Here is a 19,248-nt window from a genome sequence, read left to right on the forward strand (position 1 = left end):
TTCACCGGACGGGCGGGCGCACCGCGTCGGTCTTATGATCCGCCTTTTCAGGGGCGGAAGATCGAAGGCGTGATCTCCTCGGCATCGCGAAGCGCGCGCGCGAGGGGACCTTGTGCCGGAAGGCGCATGTGCCGCAGGGTCGAACCCAGCCAGACCAGGCACTGCACCGGCAGCGCAAGGATCAGGATCAGCGCGAAGTAGGTCGCGTATTCCGCCTTGGGCGTACGCTTGCAGTGCGCCGTCTTCAGCTGAACGTGGCTGATGTAGCTCTGGTCGCTCATGCTTTCTCTCCCCTTTCAGTCCCTACGGGGCTACCGCCCGCCAGGGGTTCGACGAATTCCAGGATGACCCGCTCGGCCCCTTGGTCGAGCGCGGTCTTTTCAGCCGCATCGCGCAGGGTGCGCGCGGCGGAAATGCGGGTCAGCACCGGGTGCTGCTGCAGGATGCGGTCCAGCGCCAGTTGCGCATCGGCATCCCAGGGCATGTCACGGCGGAGCGTGGTGGGCGTGGCCGAGGCGCTGTCCATGTCGCTGCCCAAAGGCAGGATGTGGAACAGGGCGTCGAACAACCCGTTGCAGACCTCCTGCAGCAGGTAGACCGCGCCGGCATAGCCCATGAACGGCGTCCCCGTGGCGCGGCGGATCGCGGCCCCGGGGAAGCTCGCCGGAATGAAGCTTGGCGCAGGCCCATGCCCGCCCTTCAGTTCCGCCAGGTAGATCTTCTCGTTGATCGACCCCATCACGATCAGCGGCCGGTGCTGCTTCATCAGCGCCCTGACGCCCTCGTTGTTGGTCTTCTGCCCCGCCAGCCGTGGCACCGCGAAGGCGCAAGGCAGGCCGAGGTCGTCTTCAAGGAACTTCCGGATGCCCCGCGTATAGGTCTCGTTCGCGACGATGGCGAAGCTTGCGGTCGCAAAGAAGTCCTGCGTCACCGACCGCCAGAGGTCCCAAAGGGGCTTCAGCGTCGAATGCTTTTCCTGGGCGATGAACGGCTCCGGGTCGAGCCCCAGCATCTCGCCCAGCGTCCGCAGGAACAGGGTCGTGCTTTCAAGCCCGATGGGCGCCTGCAGATAGGGCTTGCCCAGGCACTCGGCCAGACCCCGGCCGAACTCGCGGTACATCACCACGTTGGCGTCGGCATTGACCAGGTTCCGCATCTCGGCCAGGTGCGCGCCCAGGGGCATCACCATGTTGATCTCGGCCCCGATGCCTTCGACCAGCCGCCGGATCTCGGCCAGGTCCGAGGGCATGTTGAACGTGCCGTACATCGGCCCCAGGATATTGACCCGCGGCTTCGACCCCTCCGCGCGCGGGGTTTCCGGGGGCATCCGCCCCTTGGTCATCCCGAATTCGGTGAAGATCCAGGTCATCGCCCGGTCGGCGGCCTGCCACTGGTCTTCGTCGATGGTCCGCGGCAGGAAGCGCTGGATATTGGTCCCCATCGGCGTGACGCCGCCGCCGATCATCTCGGCAATCGACCCCGTGACGACCACCGCAGGCAAAGCCGGGTCGAGCGTCTTCCACGCCCGCCGCATCGCGCCTTCGGTGCCATCGCGGCCAAGCTCTTCCTCGCCGAGGCCCGTCACGACGATCGGCAACTCATGCGGCGGCAGCGCATCGGTGTAGTGCAGGACGGATGTCACCGGCAGGTTCTCACACCCCACCGGGCCGTCGATGACGACCTGCAGGCCCTTGACGGCGCAGAAGGCATAGACCGCCCCCCAGTAGCCACCCGCCCGGTCATGATCCTGGATCAGCATGGCCACCGTCCCCGATCCTTCGTCGAAGGATCGAAACCCCGATTTTTCGCAGAAAAATCGTCGCGGCGGGTCATATCATCTCCTCCGCCTTCGCAGCCTTGGCGGCCTTGTCGAGCTTCTTCTGATGGATCGCCCGGAAGTCCGGCCGCAGGTTCGGCGCACCTTCCCAGATGCCCGAGGTGTCGCCAGTTCCGACCCCTTCGAAGAAGGCCTTCATACCCTCCATCCGGGTCTTGTTGCCCATCGCGGCGTTCACCACCTGCGCCAGCGACCCCGCCCCCGCCGGTCCCATCAGGGGCCGCGCCGAAATCAGGTTGGTGAAGTAGAGGGACGGGATCGCCCGCTCCTTCGCCTTCTGCACGACCGGGGTCGTCCCGACCGCCAGGTCCGGCTTGAACGCCTCCATCGCGGCCAGGTCATCCTCCAGGCTCGCGCGGTACTTCACCACGCAGCCCTTGGCTTCCAGCCACTCCCGGTCCGCCAAGGACCATTCATTCTTCGCGCAGGCGGTGCCGACATACGGCACCTCGGCCCCGCTTTCGATCAGCAGGCGGGCCACCAGCAGCTCGCTACCCTCATAGCCCGACAGCGTGATCCGCCCCTTGATCGGGTTCGCCACCAATGCCGCCTTGATCGCAGGCCCAAACGCATTCTGCGCCGCCGCGACCTGCCCGGCCGCTACGCCATAGGCATCACCAATCGCCGCCAGCCAGTCCATCGTCCCGTCATGCCCCACGGGAGCAGACCCCACGATCTTCCGCCCAGCCGCCTGGAACTCGCGGATCGCCGCCGTGTAGAACGGATGGATCGCCGCGACGACACCGCTATCCAGCGCCGCATAAAGCTCGCGCCACTCGCGGCACGGCACCACCGGCCCCGCCGCCAACCCCATCGGGGCCAGCATCGCGCCGATCATCATCGGGTCGGCCGGGAACATCTCGCCCAGCAGGGTCACCGTAGGCCGGTCGCTCCGCCCCTGAGCCGGAGCCGCCACAGGACCCGCCTCGATCTCCGACCGCGCATAGGCCAGCATTGCCCCCGCGAGGACATCCTTCGCTTCGGCATGGGTCGGCACGCCAAACCCCGGCACGTCGATGCCGATGATCCGCACGCCGTTGATTTCATTTGGCAACAGCCGCAGCGGCACGCCGCTCGCCGTCGGCACGCAGAGGTTCGTCACCACCACCGCGTCGTAGCGATCCGGGTCCGCCAGCTCATGCACCGCATCGCGGATGTCCTCGAAGAGCTTGCCGGTCACCAGCGTCTCCGAGTTGAACGGCACATACCCGACCGACCGCCGAGCCCCATAGAAATGGGACACAAAACTCAAGCCATAGACGCAGCAGGCCGACCCCGACAGCACCGTCGCCACCCGCCGCATCCGAAGGCCCACGCGCAGCGAGCCGAAGGCCGGGCACATCGACTGCGGCTTGTCGTGCGGGCCTTGCGGATAGTCCGCCGCATAGCGGTCCAGCACCTCGGAATTCCCCGCCGCCCGCGCGGCCTCGGCCATCTGCCCCGCACCCGCGTGGCAGCCCATTCCGTCGACCGGATTGGTGGCGGGGTGGTCGGTCACTTGCGACCCTCCCGCAGCGCCTTCAGCGCTTCGTCGATCTTGGCGAGTGCGTCGAGGTCAAACATTGTCGTAGACCACTTCCAGGCTGGGTTTCACGGCGGCAAAAGACCCGCGCATGTCGGCGTCCGAGGCGGGCTCCAGGACGAAGTTCGATCCCGTCGTCTCGGCATCGAACAGGCCGAGGAGGCCATCCTGCGTCAGCGGCTTCGGCCGCAGCGGCGGGGCATCCGCGACAGCGTTCGCAAGGATCTCGAACAGCGGACCCCACTGCGTGGCATTGCTGCCAACGATCTGATAATTCGCTGATTTCCGCCGCAGATCGTCATCCGCCGGGATGCTTGCCAGCACCGGGATGTTCACCGCTTTGGCAAAGGCCGCAGCCTCACCCGAGCCGTCATCCTTGTTGATGACCAGCCCCGCGACGCCCACGTTCCCGCCCAGCTTGCGGAAGTATTCCACCGCCGAGCAGACGTTGTTCGCCACATACAAGCTTTGCAGGTCGTTCGACCCGACCACGATCACCTTCTGCGCCATGTCGCGGGCAATCGGCAGGCCGAACCCGCCACAGACCACGTCACCGAGGAAGTCCAGAAGCACATAGTCGAAGTCCCAGTCGTGGAACCCCAGCTTCTCCAGAAGCTCGAACCCGTGGATGATCCCGCGCCCGCCGCAGCCCCGGCCCACTTCCGGCCCGCCAAGCTCCATCGCGAAGACCCCGCCCCGCTTGAAGCAGACGTCGCCGATCTTGACCTCTTCCCCCGCCAGCTTCTTGCGGGTCGAGGTCTCGATGATCGTCGGGCAGGCCTTGCCACCGAACAGAAGCGAGGTCGTGTCCGACTTCGGATCGCAGCCGATCAGCAGCACGCGCTTGCCCATCTCGGCCATCATGTGGCTCAGGTTGGCCAGCGTGAACGACTTGCCGATCCCGCCCTTGCCGTAGATCGCGATGATCTGCGTCTTCTTCGACGGCGGGTCCAGCGGCACCTCCAAGGAGGGCTCTTCGGCGGCTTCATCCCGCAGCCGGGCGTCGAAATCCTTCAGGTTCGGCACGTCGAGGGTCATGCGGCGGCACTCCAATCCAGGATCATTTTCAGGCAGGCGGGGTCGGTGAAGGCAGTGGTGTAGGCAGCCCCCGCGTCAGCAGCGGCTCTGCGGTGGGTGATAAGTCCGTCCAGCGACAGGCGGCCCTCGTCCAGCAGGCGACGGGTCGCCTCTAGATCGGCAGGCTGCCATTCAGAGGCAATCCGCAGCCGCAGCTCCTTCATGAAGGCGGGCGGGAAGGCGAAACTGATCGCTTCGGTGTAGAAGCCGCACAGGACAATCTCGCCGCCCTTGACGATCCGGGGCATCAGCGTGTCGAGCAGCCCCGACGCGCCGGACGCGTCAAAGACCACCCGGTAGTCGCGGCGCGGATCGTTGTCGGGCGCGATGGTGCCATAGCCCATGGCACCGGACCGGCGCGCCGGGTTGGTCTCCCAAACCGTTGGCGCGGCGCCCATCGCCACGGCCATCCGGGCCAGCAGACGCCCCAAGGTTCCGTGGCCAATGATAAGGTCAGGCAACGCACCCCCGGCCAGCGCGTGATGGGCGGTCGCGGCCAGCGCCAGAAGCGCGCCCTGTTCGCCATAGCCGCCGTCCAGCTTGGCGACCCGCGCGGCGGGCGTCACCAGAAGGCTCGAGGCACCGCCAAACAGCCCGCGCACCCCGCCCTCATAGCAGTTGGCACCTGGCACAAAGACCGTGTCGCCGACCGCAAGGCCAGTCTCGCCACAGGTCTCGACCACTTCGCCAAAGCTTTCATAGCCCGGGACCAGCGGATACCCCATGCCCGGGAAGGGCGGCATCGTGCCCAGCCAGAACAGCTTTTCCGTGCCGGTGGAAATCCCGGAATGCCGCACGCGGACAACTACATCACCTGCCACCGGAGCCTTCAGTGCAACCGGTCCCAGTCTCAGGGATTGGGGGCCTGATAGGATGACGGCATTGGTGTCCACGTGTCTGCAGCCTTCCTGAATCAGCGTGGGCTCCACGCTATGTGTAAGTTTAAACTGACAGTTAAGGATGTCAAACTAAATGGACACTTTTTCGACACATACGATGACCCAGGTCAAAGATGAGGCGGCGCTCAGGTCCGAACTCCGGTCACCGCCGAGGTGACATAGGGCCGATCCCCCGGCCGCAGGCGCAGATCGCTGAACCCGGCGCGACGCAGGAGCTCGGCGATCTCGGCCAGGGATCGGGTCCGCCCGGTGCGCATCGCGAGCGTGTAGATCGCGAAATACACATCCGTCGCCGGGTCAGGCCGGTCGCCGCCCGACATCGGCTCGGAGACCAGGATCATCCCGCCCGGCGGCAGGGCCGCATGGACCTTGGCCACCAACGCCGCGACGCTGGCGTCGTCGTGGTCGTACAGCACGCGGATCAGGCTGATCGTGTCCGCGCCCTGCGGCAGCGGGTCGGTGCGGAAGCTGCCGGGATGCAGCGCCAGACGGTCGCGCAGCGCAGCAGGCACCCCCGCCAGCACCGCGGGCATGTCGAACAGCGACAAGGTCAGCCCCGGATGCACCTTGCCGACCTCGGCCAGGAAAGCCCCCGTCCCACCCCCCACATCCAGAAGGTGCTTGCGCTTCGACAGGTCGACCAGCCGCAAGGTATCCTCGGCCACCAGCACCTGGCTTTCCGCCATCAGCCGGGAATAGCGCGCCGCCAACCCGGCATCTTCCTGCGCCAAGGGACCGAAGACATAGGGCCAGAATCCGGCCAGCTCGGTCTCGGTCTGGCCCCGGAAAAACGCAAGCGGATCAGACAGATCGCGGTAGAGCACATGATGATGCCGCACCATCGGCTCCAGCCCCGGCACGGTCAGGAAGGCCGCCCCGCGCGGGGCCAGATGCCAGCGGCCGTGCCGGTCGCCCGACAGCAGTTTCAGCGCCGCCCCGGCCTTCAACAGGACCTGCAAGGGCGCAGGCGGTATGGCCGCCCGCCGCGACAAGTCTTCTATGTCCATCGGGCCAGAGGCCAGGAAATGCAGCACCCGCCCCTCGACCAGCGCGACCAGCGCCTGGCTTTGCACAAAGCCCGAGAGGACGGAAAACAGCTCTGCCCCCTCGCGCCTTGCCTTCCAGCGCAGGCCGGGGATGCGCGAGGCCAGCCGGTGGAACGCAGGCGACAGCGCAAGGCGGGTCAGGAACCCCAGCGCCTCGGGCCGCGCAGGCGGCGGGCGCGGCTCGGCGTTCATCTCGCGGTCTCGGGCAGGACGGTCATCTTGCGCGCATACGCGGTCACAAGGCCCGCCAGCATCGCCTCGCCCGGGCAGGACGGAATCGACGAAATCGCCCCCGCCAGAATGTCCTTCATATGCGCCAGCGCGCCCTCGACCCCCATCTGGGCCACCGCATTGGGCCGCAGATGCACCGCATCCTGCCCGGCCGGTTTGCCGGTCTGGTCGCTGGTCAACAGCGCATCCTTCAGGTCATCGGCCACCTGGAAGGCCGCGCCGATCCGGTCGCCAAGCTCGGCCCAGGGCTCGGCCTCCTGCCCCGCTGCCACAGCCCCCATCTGGGTCGCCGCGACGAACAGCGCCGCCGTCTTGGCCCGGTGATAGGCGAGCAAATCGACCTTCGACTCACTCTCCCACGCCTGCCCTGCGCAAATGCCGAAGGGCGCGCCGGTGTGCCGCGCCAAGGCCCCGGTCAAGGCCAAGGCCCGGTCCGGAGCGTGGGAACCGGCCCTTGCAAGCACCTCAAAGGCAAGGACAATCAGGCTGTCCCCCGCCAGGACTGCCAGGGGTTCGCTGAACGCCCGGTGCAGCGTCGGCTTGCCCCGCCGCAGGTCGGCATCATCGAAGGCGGGCAGGTCGTCATGGACGAGGCTCGCGCAATGGATCAGCTCCAGCGCCACAGCCGCCGCCGTCGCGATCTCCGGCCGGTCATCGCCGCAGGCCGTGGCCACCGCCAGCAGGATCGTGGGCCGGATCCGCGCACCGCCCGGGAAGACCGCATAGGGGATCGCCGCCGATAGCTTGGGCGGAGCATCCTTGCGGTTCAGGGGGGCAAGGCTTTCGTGCAGGGCCTTCTCGATACGGTCGGCGAACGGCATGGGCGCACTCCTGAAGCCTGTCGATTCAGTTTGGCATTGCGACCGGCATGTGTAAACTTGAATTTACACTAGGTTGTCATTCGTAGCTGACAAGAGGCGATCCCCGATGCCTGCCCCGACCACGAAAGGCCTGCCCCGCGCCGTGGTGATCGGTGCCGGAATGGGCGGGCTGGCAGCTGCGATCCGGCTGGCCGCCGGGGGCTGCCGCGTGACCGTGGTGGAAAGCGCCGACACGCCCGGCGGCAAGGCCCGCGCCCGCGCGACCGAGGCCGGCCCCGCCCCGATGGGCCCCACCGTCCTGACGATGAAATGCGAAGTCGACGCCCTTTTCGCCCTGGCCCACACCACCACCGAGGCCGAGGTCCAAGTGACCCGCCTCCCCCGCCTCGCCCGGCATTGGTGGCCCGGCTCCGGCCCCCTCGACCTTTTCCCCGACGCTGAGGCCAACATCGCCGCCATCCGCGCCTTCGCCGGACCTGCCGAGGCAGACGGCTTTGCCCGCTTCGACGCCGCCGCCCGTGCGCTCTATCAGGCCTTCGAACACCCCGTGATGCGCGCCGCAAAGCCGGACCTTCCGGCCATCGCGCGTGCCACCCTGCGCCAGCCGAAACTCTGGCCCGCCCTCCTCCCCGGCATGACGCTCGACCGCTGGCTGGGCCAGTTCTTCAAGGACCCCCGCCTCCGCCAGCTTTTCGGCCGCTACGCGACATACGTCGGCGGCCGCCCCGCCCACACCCCAGCCGTCCTGTCGCTCGTCTGGCAGGCCGAGGCGCAAGGCGTCTGGGCGGTGACCAACGGCATCCAGGCGCTGGCACAAGCCCTTGCCCGCGCCGCGGAAACCCTCGGCGTCCGCTTCCACTACGCGACGCAAGCCCGTCGCATCACCCGGCAGTCCGGCCGCGTCAGCCTGGTGGAAACTGACCAGGGTCACTATCCCGCCGACATCGTCGTCTTCAACGGCGACCCGCGCGCACTGACCGACGGCCACCTCGGCGAAGCAGCACAATCCGCCCTGAAGCCCCCCGGCAAACCCAGCCTCTCCGCCTGGGTCTGGTCCTTCGCGGCCACCCCCGAAGGCCCCCGCGCGCAGGACCTTCTCCAGCACAACCTCTTCTTCACCGCCGATCCGCAGGCCGAGTTCGGCCCCATCGGCAAGGGCCGGATGCCGGTCAGCCCGACGCTCTACCTCAACGCGCAAGACCGCGAGCTGGGACCGACTCCATCCACGGAACGCTTCCAGATCATCCTGAACGCGCCCTCCGGCCAGCCCAATCACCCAGACGAGGACCGCACATGTCACGACCGCACCTTCCCCGCGCTGGAGCAAATGGGCCTGACCTTCTTAGCCCCGCCGGGGCCGGAGGCCTTGACCCGACCGAAGGACCTGGCAGCGCGCTTTCCGGCCAGTTTGGGCGCGATCTATGGCGCCTCGCCCGAAGGGACGCTGGCGGCGTTCCAACGCCCGGTGGCGCGGACGGGGCTGCCGGGGCTCTATCTGGCCGGGGGCGGGGTGCATCCGGGGGCGGGGGTGCCGATGGCGCTGCTCTCCGGCCGGCAAGCCGCCTTACAGGCGTTGCAGGACCTGACTTCAGCCTCGCCGTCGGGCCGGACGGTTACGCCTGGTGGTATGTCGACGGCATCTCTGACGACGGGACAAAGGCCGTCTCGCTGATCGCTTTCATCGGCTCGGTCTTCTCGCCCTGGTACAAGTGGTCGGGCCGTCGCGATCCGCAGAACCACTGCTGCCTGAACGTGGTAACCTCGGGCCTGAACGGCCGCTTCACCATGACCGACCGGGGACGGCAGGCACTGAAGCAGTCCCCTGACCGCCTGGAAATCGGCCCCTCCTCCGTCACCTGGACCGGTCGCCAGCTGGTGATCGAGGTGAACGAATGGGGCGCACCGCCGATGGTGACGCCGGTCCGGGGCCGCATCACCCTCACCCCCCGCGCCGTGACACAGACCGAGGTCTGGCTCACCCCCGACGGCGCCCATCTCTGGCGCCCCTTCGCCCCCATCGCCGACATCGAGGTCGACCTGACCCAAGGCCACAAGTGGAAAGGCCACGGCTATTTCGATGCCAACTTCGGCACCCGGGCGCTTGAGGCCGACTTCAGCTTCTGGACCTGGGGCCGCTACCCGCTCAAGGACCGCGCGCTGTGCTTCTACGACGCGACCTTGCGCGACGGCCGCCATTTCGACCTTGCCGTGGAAATCACCCCCGATGGCCGGGTCGCTGAGACGACCGCCCCCCCGCGCACCCGCTTTGCCCGGAATCCTTGGGCCGTCCGCCGCGAAACCCGCGCAGATCCCGGGACGAAACCCCGCCCACACCTGTCGCTCTTGGAGGCGCCCTTCTACTCGCGCGCCCTGGTGGAAACGCAGATCGAGGGCGAACGCACGATAGGGATGCACGAGGCCCTAGACCTCACCCGCTTCCGCCAGCCGATTCTGAAACCGATGCTTGCGGTCCGCGTCCCGCGCCGGGCGCGCTGGCCGTGACGCCAGCCACCGAATTTTCGTCGAAAATTCTTAGACTTAAGAAACCGCAGCCTTGGCCTGTTCCGGGTTCAGCGTCACGACCGACCAGTTGAGCGCCCCGGCCACCGTGACCCAGGTCAGATAGGGCACGAACAACAGCCCCGCGACCCAATCCACCCGCCAGAACGCGACCAGCGTCGCCGCCACGGCCAGCCACAGAAGCGCCAGCACCAGCATCCCCGCCCGCATCCGGCGCAGGCCGAAGAAGACCGGCGTCCACAGACAGTTCAGCCCCATCTGCAGCGCATACAGCGCCAGCGCCATCCCGACCGTGGGGTCCGCGCCAGCTTGCCGCGCCACCCGTTCGCCGGCCAGCGCCATGCAGATGTACAGCGTCGTCCAGGCCACTGGGAACAGCCAGTTCGGCGGGGTCCAACTGGGCTTTTTCAGCGCCTCATACCAGGCCCCGGGCGAGAACATCGCGCCCGTCGCCGCCGCAGGCCCGCAGGCCAGAAGGAAGATGAAGAAGACCCAGATATCCATGGCGCGATCCTAGCGGTTGTGCCCGGGAAACACCAGCGCCCCCGCCGGTGTTCCCCTAGACCGCCCCGCGCCGGTCGCGCGCCTCAAGCTGGGCGAGGATCGACAACAGCGCCTCGGACCGCTGCGCCCGCGCGGGGCGCTGGCCCGCTGCCTCGACCAGGAAGGCCACTTCCGGCACCGGACGCGCGTGCAGTTGCGCAGGCCGCGGCATCACATGGGTCAAGGCCGCCGAGCCCATCGCGCGGCCCATCAGCACCAGCTTCTGCCCGCGCGAAGTGCGCGCTCGGCCCGTCACGCTGTCATGCCCAGCCTTGGCGACCTGATCCCCGATCGCCGCATAGATGTGCCGCGCCGCCGCGATACCCAACCGACAATCCGACGGCAGGCTGAACACCCCCGCCCCCGCGCGATGATAAAGATCGTCCGCCACAGCGAGTAGCCGCCGCACCACCCGCGCCAGCGCCGGTGAGGGCTTGGGGTCGGCCAGAAACCGCTCCGGATCGATCCCCGCCTCTTCCAGCCAGTCCACCGGCAGGAACAGCCGCCCGGCCCGCGCATCCTCGCCCACGTCGCGGGCGATGTTGGTCAGCTGCATCGCCAGCCCAAGGTCCGCCGCCCGTGCCAGCGCATCGGGGTCACGTATCCGCATCAGGACGCACATCATCACGCCAACGCTCGATGCCACCCGCGCGCTGTAAGCATGCAGGTCGGCCAGCGTGTGATACCGCCGCCCCATCGCGTCCCAGGCCAGCCCCTCCAGCAGCGCATCCGGCAGCGCACGCGGCATGTCGAAATCCTTGACCACCGCCGCAAAGGCCCGGTCCGAGGGCCGCTGCTCGGGTCTCCCCGCATAGATCAGGTCCAGCCGTTCCCGCAGCCGCAGCACGGCATGGGCCTTGTCCTGCACCTCATCGACATCGTCATCGGCCACCCGGCAGAAGGCATAAAGCGCCAGCGCCGGGTCCCTGACCCGCGCAGGCAACAAGCGCGAGGCCGCATGGAACGACAGGCTCCCGGTGCGGATCATCGCCCGGCAGGCGGCCATGTCCTCCGCCGCGATCATTCCGCCGCCATCCGCAGCGGTGCCGCCGCCCGAACCGGAGCATCCGGCACCAGCGAGGCCAGCACCTCCGCCGTCCCGATCACCCCTGGCACCCCGGCCCCCGGATGCGTCCCGGCGCCTGCCAGATAGAGGCCCGGCAGCTCCTCGGACACATTGTGCGGCCGGAACCAGGCCGACTGGAAGATCCGCGGCTCCAGCGAAAAGCCCGCCCCGTGCGGTGACAGATACCGGTCGCGAAACGTCTCCGGAGTGAAGACCAGGCTTTCCGATACCCGCCCCGCAAGACCCGGTAACAGCCGGTCTTCCAGCACTTTCAGCATCTTCTGCCGATAGGGCTCGGCCTCGACCGCCCAATCCACCCCGTTCTTGTGCCCCAGGTGCGGCACCGGCGACAGGACATAGAACGTGTCGTCCCCTTCGGGCGCCACAGACGGATCGGTCACCGAAGGCCGGTGGACGTACAGACTCATGTCGTCGGCCAGATGCCCGGTCTGGAAAATGTCGCGGATATGCTCCCGATACCTCGGCCCGACGACAATGGAATGATGCCCGACCTCGGGCCACATGCCCTTGGTCCCCTTGGTCCCGAAGTACCAGACAAACAGGCTCATCGACCAGCGCGACCGCATCAGGCGCGCCGCGGTCCAGCGCCTGACCGGCTGCTTCCGAAGCAACCGCGTGTAGGTCGTCGCCGGGTCCGCGTTCGATACCACGACCTCGGCCGGGAACACCCGCCCATCGGCCAGCCGCACGCCCGAGGCCCGGCCCTGCGAGACCAGCACCTCATCCGCGTCGACACCCTGCAGAACGGCCCCGCCCTGCGCCTTGACCACCCCGGCCATCGCCTCGGCAATCGCCTGCACGCCACCCATCGCGTAGTGCACCCCGAACTCCCGCTCCAGGTGGCTGACAAGGGCATACATGCTGGTCACGTGGAACGGATCGCCGCCGATGAACAGCGGATGGAAGGACAGCGCGAACCGCAGCCGTTCGTCCTTCACCCGCCGCGCCGCATGGGCATAGACCGACCGGTCCGCGCGATACCAGGCGAACTTCGGCAGCACCTTCACCAGGTCCCACAGCTTGTGCATCGACCGGCGGCCCAGGTCCTCGAACCCGAAATGATAGCGCGCCTCGGCGTCCTTCAGGAACCGCCGGAACCCCGGCAGGTCGGACGGAGACAGGCGGGCCACTTCGGCCTCCATCACGGCGTCACCCGGGCGCATGGTAAAGCTGGACCGGTCCTCGAACAGGATCCTGTAGTACGGGTCCATCGGCACCAGCCGCACGTCCCGGTCGAAATCCCGTCCACACACCGCCCACAGCTCCCGCAGGGTCTGCGGCATCGTCACGATGGTGGGCCCCAGGTCGAACCGGTGGCCCCCTTGCGTGATCGAGGACCCCCGTCCCCCCGGCCGGTCCAGCCGGTCCACCACCGTGACCTGCCAGCCTTTCGCGCCCAGCCGCATCGCCGAGGCAAGGCCGCCAAGCCCCGCCCCGATCACCACCGCCCGGCCCTGACCGGCTGTCCCGAGAGGCAGAGTGGCAACCTGTCCAAGGCGATGATGCTGTGTCATTCCCCCAGCCTATACTGTCCACTCAGATTTACAACTTGGGTTTTTTGCCGCACAAAACAGGGCTGATTTGACTTCCCTGCCGCCGCATTAAGTGTAATCTTGTCCTGACACCCGCGCCTGGGAGGATCGACTCATTTCCGTAGCCACGCTCAGCGTCTTCCGCTTTGCGACGCCCGCCTCACGGCTTTGGGTGTTCGGACAGATGGCCCTTGCCCGTCCCCGGCACCTCTGGTCCGGCGCGCGCTTTGTCAAGCTTTGCGGCTCTGGCACCGGCGAGGGCTTCACCCCTAAACCCAACTGGTCCGTCTGGGCGATCTTCGCGGTCTGGCCGGACCTTGCTCGCGCGCGCGACCACATCGCCACCCACAAGGTCATCACCCGCTGGCGCGCCCGGGCGGTCGAGGACTGGACGGTCTTTCTCTCCCCCTTCTCGGCCCGGGGCAGTTGGGCGGGCGTGAACCCCCTCACCGACACCACCGACGCCCAGGCCCACCAGGGCCCCATCGCCGCCCTGACCCGCGCGACGGTGAAACCGCAGCACGCCCGCGCTTTCTGGTCCCGGGTCCCCGACATCTCGGCCCGCATCGGGTCGGACCAGAACGTCCTCTTCAAGATCGGCATCGGCGAGGTCCCGCTCCTCCACCAGGTCACCTTCTCGATCTGGCCCGACGCCGCCCGCATGGCCGAATTCGCCCGCCACATGGGCCCGCACGCCACTGCCATGAAGGCCGCGCGGGACAATGGCTGGTTTTCGGAAGAACTCTACGCCCGCTTCCATGTCCTTGAAGCACAAGGCAAATGGAACGGCGCCGACCCCCTGGCAGACGCCTGGACTACAGAAAGGCACGCCGCATGACCGCGCTGCACCGCAATCAGAAGGCCCCCGCCCAGGCCGCGAGCGGGGCCAAGCCTCCCTTCCCCTTCACCGCCATCGTCGGCCAGGACGACATGCGCCTTGCGATGGTCCTCACCGCCATCGACCCGATGATCGGCGGCGTCCTCGTCTTCGGCGACCGCGGCACCGGCAAGTCCACCGCCGTCCGTGGCCTCGCCGCCCTCCTGCCCCCCATCCGCGCGGTCGCCTCCTGCCCGGTCAACAGCGCCTCGCCGGACCAATGCCCCGCCTGGGCGCAGATCCCCGACGCCACCGTCATCGACAAGCCGACCCCCGTCGTCGACCTCCCCCTCGGCGTCTCCGAGGACCGCGTCACCGGCGCCCTCGACGTCGAACGCGCCATCGCCGCAGGCGTCAAGGCCTTCGAGCCCGGCCTCCTCGCCCGCGCCAACCGGGGCTATCTGTACATCGACGAGGTCAACCTCCTCGAAGACCACATCGTCGACCTCCTCCTCGACGTCGCGCAATCCGGCGAGAACGTGGTCGAACGCGACGGCCTCTCGATCCGCCACCCCGCCCGCTTCGTCCTCGTCGGCTCCGGCAACCCCGAGGAAGGCGACCTCCGCCCTCAACTCCTCGACCGCTTCGGCCTCTCCGTCGAAGTCCGCTCCCCCCGCGACATCGCCACCCGTGTCGAGGTGGTCCTGCGGCGTGAGGCCTATGAGGCCGACCCCATCGCCTTCGCGGCCACCTGGGGACCCGAAGAAGCAGCCCTCCGCGCCACCATCCTGAAGGCCCGCGCCGCGCTGCCCAAGGTCCAGACGCCCCGCGCCGCCTTGGAAGACTGCGCGCGCTTTTGCATCGCCCTCGGCTCCGACGGTGTGAGGGGCGAGCTCACCCTCCTCCGCGCCGCCCGGGCGCTCGCCGCCAGCGAGACCGCCCCCAAAGTCACCCGCGACCACCTGGCCCGCGTCGCCGCCATGTCCCTCGGCCACCGCCTCCGCCGCGACCCCTTGGACGAAGCCGGGGCCTCCGACCGCGTCGCCCGCGCCGTCAGCGAAACGCTGAACTGATGGACCCCCGGTGATGGACAACTTCGCGCGCCTGAACCTCGCGCTGCGCATCCTCGCCGTCGATCCAGTGGGCATGGGCGGCCTCTGGCTCCGCTCCCGCGCCGGCCCCGTCCGCGACATTGCCACGACGCTCCTGGCGCAAACCCCCTTCGACCGCCCCCAGCGCCGCCTCTCGGCCTCGATCGACGACCTCGCCCTCCTCGGAGGCCCCGACCCCGCCGCCACCCTCGCCGCAGGCCGCCCCGTCCATCGCCCGGGCCTCCTCGCCGACCCGGCCCTCCTGATCCTCCCCATGGCAGAATCCGCCCCCGCATCCCTCACCGCCCGCCTCGCCCAGGCGCTCGACAAAGGCCACCACGCCCTCATCGCCCTCGACGAGGCCGCCGAGGATGGCGAGGGCCTCCCCAGCACCCTCTCCGACCGCCTTGGCCTCTTCCTCACTCTCGACGGCGAACGCGGCCCCCGCCTCCTCCCGCGCCCAATCGGCCGGAGACGCCTCGCCAAGGCCCGCGCCCTTTTCCCCCTCGTCGCCTTCCCCGACGACCTGACCCAGGCCCTCGCGCAACTCGCCTCCCGCCTTGGCATCACCAGCACCCGGGCCCTCCTCACCACCCGCCGCGCCGCCCGCGCCATCGCCGCGCTGAACGCCCGCCCAACTGTCACCGAAGACGACCTCATCCAGGCCGCCGAACTCGGCCTTGCCCACCGCGCGCTACCTGAAGCCGAAGCCCAACCCGACCAGCCCCCCGAGCCGCCGCCGGACCAACCCGACCAGCCAGACACCCAGCCGCAAGAACAAGACCTCCAGTCCCTCGCCGACCTCCTGATCGAGGCCGCGCAGGCCGCCCTCCCCCCCGACATCCTGGCGAAACTCCAGTCCGACCGCGCCACCCGCGCGGCACGTGGCGCTTCGGGAACCGGCGCCGCGAAAGCAGGCAACCGCAGGGGCCGCCCGCTCCCCTCAAGACCCGGCCGCCCCGATGGCCGCTCCCGCATCGACCTCGTCGCCACCCTCCGCCAGGCCGCACCCTGGCAGGTCCTGCGCAAACGGACCGACCAGCACGACCGTGCCCTGATCGTCCACCGCTCCGACCTCCGCCTGAAGCGCTACAAGGAAGTCTCCGACCGCGTCCTGATCTTCATCGTCGACGCCTCCGGCTCCTCCGCCATGGCCCGCCTCGGCGAAGCCAAGGGCGCGGTGGAACTCATGCTCGCCCAGGCCTACAGCCGCCGCGACCACGTGGCCCTTGTCGTCCTGCGTGGCCAACAGGCCGAACTGATCCTCCCCCCCACCCGCAGCCTGACCACCACCAAGGCCCGGCTCCGAGGCCTGCCAGGGGGCGGCGGCACCCCCCTCGCCTCAGGCCTCGCGACCGCGCTCGACACCGCGCTGCGCGCAAGACGCCAAGGCATGACCCCCAGCCTTGCCCTCCTCACCGACGGCCGCGCCAACATCGCCCTCAATGGCCAGCCCGACCGCGCCCAGGCGCAAGCAGACGCCGAACAGATTGCCACCGCCATCCGCGCCGCAGGCATCGCCGCCGTCACGCTGGATGTCGCCAACCGCCCGCAGCCCGCGCTCGCCCAGTTGTCCAGCCTGATGAACAGCCGCTATGTTCCGCTGCCCCGCGCCGACGCCCGGGCGATTGCTGCAACGCTGGCCTGAGATGACCCCTGCCTCGCTCCCCGCCGACTGGCCCTTCAAGGCCCAATCGAGCCTGATCACCGCAGGCCGCCACCGCTTCTGGGTCGCCGACACCGGCCCGTGCGACGCCCCCACGCTCCTCCTCCTGCACGGCACCGGAGCCTCCCTCCACAGCTTCCGCCGCACCATCCCCGGCCTCTCACAAACCTACCGCACAATCACCCCCGACCTCCCCGGCCATGGGCTTTCCGCCAAGGGTTTCCAAGGCCGCCTCGGCCTCGATGCGATGGCGCAGGACCTCTGGACGCTTCTCGACACCCTCCACATCCAGCCCCAAGCCGTCATCGGCCACTCCGCCGGCGCCGCCATCGGCCTCCGCATGGCCGAACTCCGCCCCATCCCCCAGGTCATCGGCCTCAACGCCGCGCTGGGGGAATTCGACGGTGCCGCCGCCTTCCTCTTCCCGATCATCGCCAAGGGCCTCGCCACGCTCCCCTTCGTGTCCTCGGGCATCACCGCCTTCTTCGGCCGCCCCGGCACGGTAGAGCGGATCCTGACCGGCACCGGCTCGCCCCTCGACCCGGAAGGCCGCGCGCAATACCTGCGGCTCGTCCGCGACGCAGACCACGTCACAGGCGCGCTCGGCATGATGGCCGACTGGAAGCTGCAGCCGCTTCTGAACCGCCTCCCCCAGACCACCACAAAAGTCACCCTGATCGCCTCGGAAGGCGACCGCGCCGTCCCTGCCCAGGTCTCCATCGACGCGGCCAAACGCATCCCGGGCGCACAATTGCACCTACTGCCGAAGCTCGGCCACCTGGCGCATGAGGAAACGGAGGACGGCCTCTCAGCCCTGATCCTGGACAGCCTCGGCCAGCCCTGACTCCGCAAAGATCATCGCCGCGTGCTTCTCCAGGTAAATCCGCAGCCAGGGCGTAAACGCCTCCTGCTTCGCGTCAATCTCGGCCCGCAGGGCATCCAGCGAGACCCACCGCACCGCCTGCACTTCGTCGGGGTCCAGTTCCAGGTCCAAAGGCCACCCGGCCTCGCCCACGAAGACCTCGACCACCTCGTGCTCGATCAGGTTTTCGCGGATGCCCGGTACGTCGGCCCGATACTCCACCTGCCCGACATGCCGCAGGTCCAGGCCCGAAATCCCCAGCTCCTGCCCCAGCCGCCGCACCGCGCAATCGGCAGCCGTTTCACCCCACATCGGATGCGTGCAGCAGGTATTCGCCCAAAGCCCGGGGGTATGATACTTCCCCGCCGCCCGCTGCTGGATCAGGATCTCACCACCGCGCAGGACAAAGACCGACACCGCCGGATGCCGCAGACCCTGCCGGTGCACGGCGAGCTTGCCCACCGGGCGCAGCACCCCGTCCGGCCCGAAGGCCGGGATCGGCAGGTCTATCGGCTCCATCACGACCATTTTGGACTGACGACTCCCATGAGGTGCATCACGTTCTTCACCCCGATCTTCAGATGGGCCAAGGGTCGCGCTGCGACAAGCTTCTTGTTCATGTAGGCCTCGAAGGTCAGCCTTTGGACGTCGATGTCATGGCACAGCGAAACGAACCGCTCGCGCCGGTCGTCGCTGCGATAATACGCGTTCTGCATCGACCGCAAGACCTTGAACACGGTCCCATGCTCCTTCAGGAACATCTTCCGCGCCATCTTCAACTCGCTGGCCTTCCCCGACCGCAGGAAGGCCTGAGCCGCCGTCGCCGCCGCCCGCCCCCCGGCCATCGCGTAGTAAATGCCCTCGCCCGAGGACGGAGCCACAACCCCCGCCGCATCCCCGGCCAGCACGACATCCCGCCCATTGTCCCAACGGTCCAAGGGCTTCAGCGGAATGGGCGCGCCTTCGCGCCGGATCGTCTCGCAATCGGTCAGGCCCGACATCGCCCGCAGGTCCGCAGTAGCCTTCTTCAGGTCCACCGCCCCGTCCTCGGTCCCCATCCCGACGCTGGCCTTGTCGCCATGCGGAAACACCCAGCCGTAGAAGTCAGGGCTGATCTGCCCGTCATAGACCACATCGCACCGCACCGGGTCATAACCCGCATTGGCCGGCGGAGCCTTGATGATCTCATGATAGGCAATGACATACGGGATCTTGTCCCCGCCCGGCACTTCCGCCCGAGCCACCCCCGACTTCGCCCCATCGGCCCCGATCACGACCCGGCACAACGACCGCTGCTCCTGCCCCGACGCCTTCTCGCGCCAGACGACGTGAGTGCCCGAAGCATCGCGCTCTACCCGCAGGAAGGTGCCGGTCAACCGGTCCGCCCCCACCATTCGCGCGCGATCCCGCAGGAATTCGTCGAAATCCTCGCGGTCGACCATGCCGACATAGCCGCCCTCGATGTGGATATCGACCGCGCGGCCCGTCGGCGAAATCATCCGCGCCGTCTTGATCTTGGCGACGACCAGATGGTCCGGAATGTCGAAATCCTTGATCGCCCGCGGCGGGATCGCCCCGCCACACGGCTTGATCCGCCCGTCCCGGTCCAACAGAGCCACGCGATACCCGGCGCGCGCCAGGTCCTCCGCCGCTGTCGCGCCCGAAGGCCCGCCGCCCACCACGAATGCGTCATACAT

The 19,248-nt window shown here is 68.5% G+C and carries 18 protein-coding genes; 6 read left to right on the plus strand and 12 right to left on the minus strand.

Features of this window, described 5'->3' with window-relative positions; all coding sequences use genetic code 11:
- Positions 1-47: 47 nt before the first annotated feature.
- The 7 genes from pufQ to AC2EAL_RS07250 form a co-directional block, all read right to left on the minus strand.
- Positions 48-281 carry a cytochrome PufQ gene (pufQ, locus tag AC2EAL_RS07220; protein ID WP_484723522.1) on the minus strand — a complete coding sequence of 78 codons (234 nt, stop codon included), beginning with the start codon at positions 279-281 and terminating at the stop codon, positions 48-50.
- A complete protein-coding gene (gene bchZ, locus AC2EAL_RS07225) occupies positions 278-1,759 on the minus strand; it encodes a chlorophyllide a reductase subunit Z (protein ID WP_484723948.1) in 1,482 nt (493 codons plus the stop codon). Before bchZ ends, pufQ begins: the two co-directional genes overlap by 4 nt.
- Before the next feature lie 70 nt (positions 1,760-1,829).
- A complete protein-coding gene (bchY, locus tag AC2EAL_RS07230) occupies positions 1,830-3,299 on the minus strand; it encodes a chlorophyllide a reductase subunit Y (RefSeq protein ID WP_484723949.1) in 1,470 nt (489 codons plus the stop codon).
- A 93-nt stretch (positions 3,300-3,392) separates the two neighbouring features.
- Entirely contained in the window at positions 3,393-4,397 is a 1,005-nt protein-coding gene (locus AC2EAL_RS07235) for a chlorophyllide a reductase iron protein subunit X (RefSeq protein WP_484723523.1), read from the minus strand.
- Positions 4,394-5,329 carry a chlorophyll synthesis pathway protein BchC gene (gene bchC / locus AC2EAL_RS07240; protein ID WP_484723524.1) on the minus strand — a complete coding sequence of 312 codons (936 nt, stop codon included), beginning with the start codon at positions 5,327-5,329 and terminating at the stop codon, positions 4,394-4,396. The genes AC2EAL_RS07235 and bchC overlap by 4 nt, the downstream gene beginning before the upstream one ends.
- Positions 5,330-5,460: 131 nt before the next feature.
- The gene (locus tag AC2EAL_RS07245) at positions 5,461-6,573 is read right to left on the minus strand and encodes a methyltransferase (RefSeq protein WP_484723525.1); all 1,113 of its coding nucleotides are present in this window, start codon (positions 6,571-6,573) and stop codon (positions 5,461-5,463) included.
- Positions 6,570-7,433, minus strand: a complete 864-nt coding sequence (locus tag AC2EAL_RS07250) for a polyprenyl synthetase family protein (protein WP_484723526.1) — start codon at positions 7,431-7,433, stop codon at positions 6,570-6,572. The genes AC2EAL_RS07245 and AC2EAL_RS07250 overlap by 4 nt, the downstream gene beginning before the upstream one ends.
- Positions 7,434-7,539: 106 nt before the next feature.
- On the opposite strand from AC2EAL_RS07250, the gene crtD reads away from it, so the two are divergent.
- Both crtD and crtC read left to right on the plus strand, forming a co-directional pair.
- The gene (gene crtD, locus AC2EAL_RS07255; RefSeq protein ID WP_484723527.1) at positions 7,540-9,105 is read left to right on the plus strand and encodes a 1-hydroxycarotenoid 3,4-desaturase CrtD; all 1,566 of its coding nucleotides are present in this window, start codon (positions 7,540-7,542) and stop codon (positions 9,103-9,105) included.
- Positions 9,072-9,935 carry a carotenoid 1,2-hydratase gene (crtC, locus tag AC2EAL_RS07260; RefSeq protein ID WP_484723950.1) on the plus strand — a complete coding sequence of 288 codons (864 nt, stop codon included), beginning with the start codon at positions 9,072-9,074 and terminating at the stop codon, positions 9,933-9,935. Before crtD ends, crtC begins: the two co-directional genes overlap by 34 nt.
- A 36-nt stretch (positions 9,936-9,971) precedes the next feature.
- Here the strand turns inward: crtC and tspO are convergent, their stop codons facing one another.
- The 3 genes from tspO to AC2EAL_RS07275 are packed head-to-tail and all read right to left on the minus strand — an operon-like array spanning position 9,972 to position 13,097.
- Complete coding sequence (tspO, locus tag AC2EAL_RS07265; protein ID WP_484723528.1) at positions 9,972-10,457, minus strand: tryptophan-rich sensory protein TspO; 486 nt, start codon at positions 10,455-10,457, stop codon at positions 9,972-9,974.
- A 55-nt stretch (positions 10,458-10,512) separates the two neighbouring features.
- Complete coding sequence (crtB, locus tag AC2EAL_RS07270) at positions 10,513-11,520, minus strand: 15-cis-phytoene synthase (protein WP_484723529.1); 1,008 nt, start codon at positions 11,518-11,520, stop codon at positions 10,513-10,515.
- Positions 11,517-13,097 (minus strand): phytoene desaturase, encoded by a 1,581-nt coding sequence (locus tag AC2EAL_RS07275; RefSeq protein ID WP_484723530.1) that lies wholly within the window; start codon positions 13,095-13,097, stop codon positions 11,517-11,519. Before AC2EAL_RS07275 ends, crtB begins: the two co-directional genes overlap by 4 nt.
- A 133-nt stretch (positions 13,098-13,230) precedes the next feature.
- Here AC2EAL_RS07275 and crtA point away from each other — a divergent pair, with 133 nt between their 5' ends.
- From crtA to bchO, 4 genes are read left to right on the plus strand one after another with little or no spacing between them, the layout of a single operon-like run.
- Positions 13,231-13,953, plus strand: coding sequence for a spheroidene monooxygenase (gene crtA / locus AC2EAL_RS07280; RefSeq protein WP_484723951.1), 723 nt, complete (start codon positions 13,231-13,233; stop codon positions 13,951-13,953).
- Positions 13,950-15,005, plus strand: coding sequence for a magnesium chelatase ATPase subunit I (bchI, locus tag AC2EAL_RS07285; protein ID WP_484723531.1), 1,056 nt, complete (start codon positions 13,950-13,952; stop codon positions 15,003-15,005). The genes crtA and bchI overlap by 4 nt, the downstream gene beginning before the upstream one ends.
- A gap of 13 nt (positions 15,006-15,018) precedes the next feature.
- Positions 15,019-16,671, plus strand: coding sequence for a magnesium chelatase subunit D (locus tag AC2EAL_RS07290; RefSeq protein WP_484723532.1), 1,653 nt, complete (start codon positions 15,019-15,021; stop codon positions 16,669-16,671).
- A 1-nt stretch (position 16,672) separates the two neighbouring features.
- Positions 16,673-17,533 (plus strand): alpha/beta fold hydrolase BchO, encoded by an 861-nt coding sequence (gene bchO / locus AC2EAL_RS07295; RefSeq protein WP_484723533.1) that lies wholly within the window; start codon positions 16,673-16,675, stop codon positions 17,531-17,533.
- Here the strand turns inward: bchO and idi are convergent.
- A complete protein-coding gene (gene idi, locus AC2EAL_RS07300) occupies positions 17,498-18,070 on the minus strand; it encodes an isopentenyl-diphosphate delta-isomerase (protein ID WP_484723534.1) in 573 nt (190 codons plus the stop codon). The genes bchO and idi overlap by 36 nt on opposite strands.
- On the minus strand, positions 18,070-19,248 hold the full coding sequence (locus AC2EAL_RS07305; protein ID WP_484723535.1) for a geranylgeranyl diphosphate reductase: 1,179 nt from the start codon (positions 19,246-19,248) through the stop codon (positions 18,070-18,072). Before AC2EAL_RS07305 ends, idi begins: the two co-directional genes overlap by 1 nt.

Source organism: Tabrizicola sp. T74 (genome assembly GCF_057219935.1).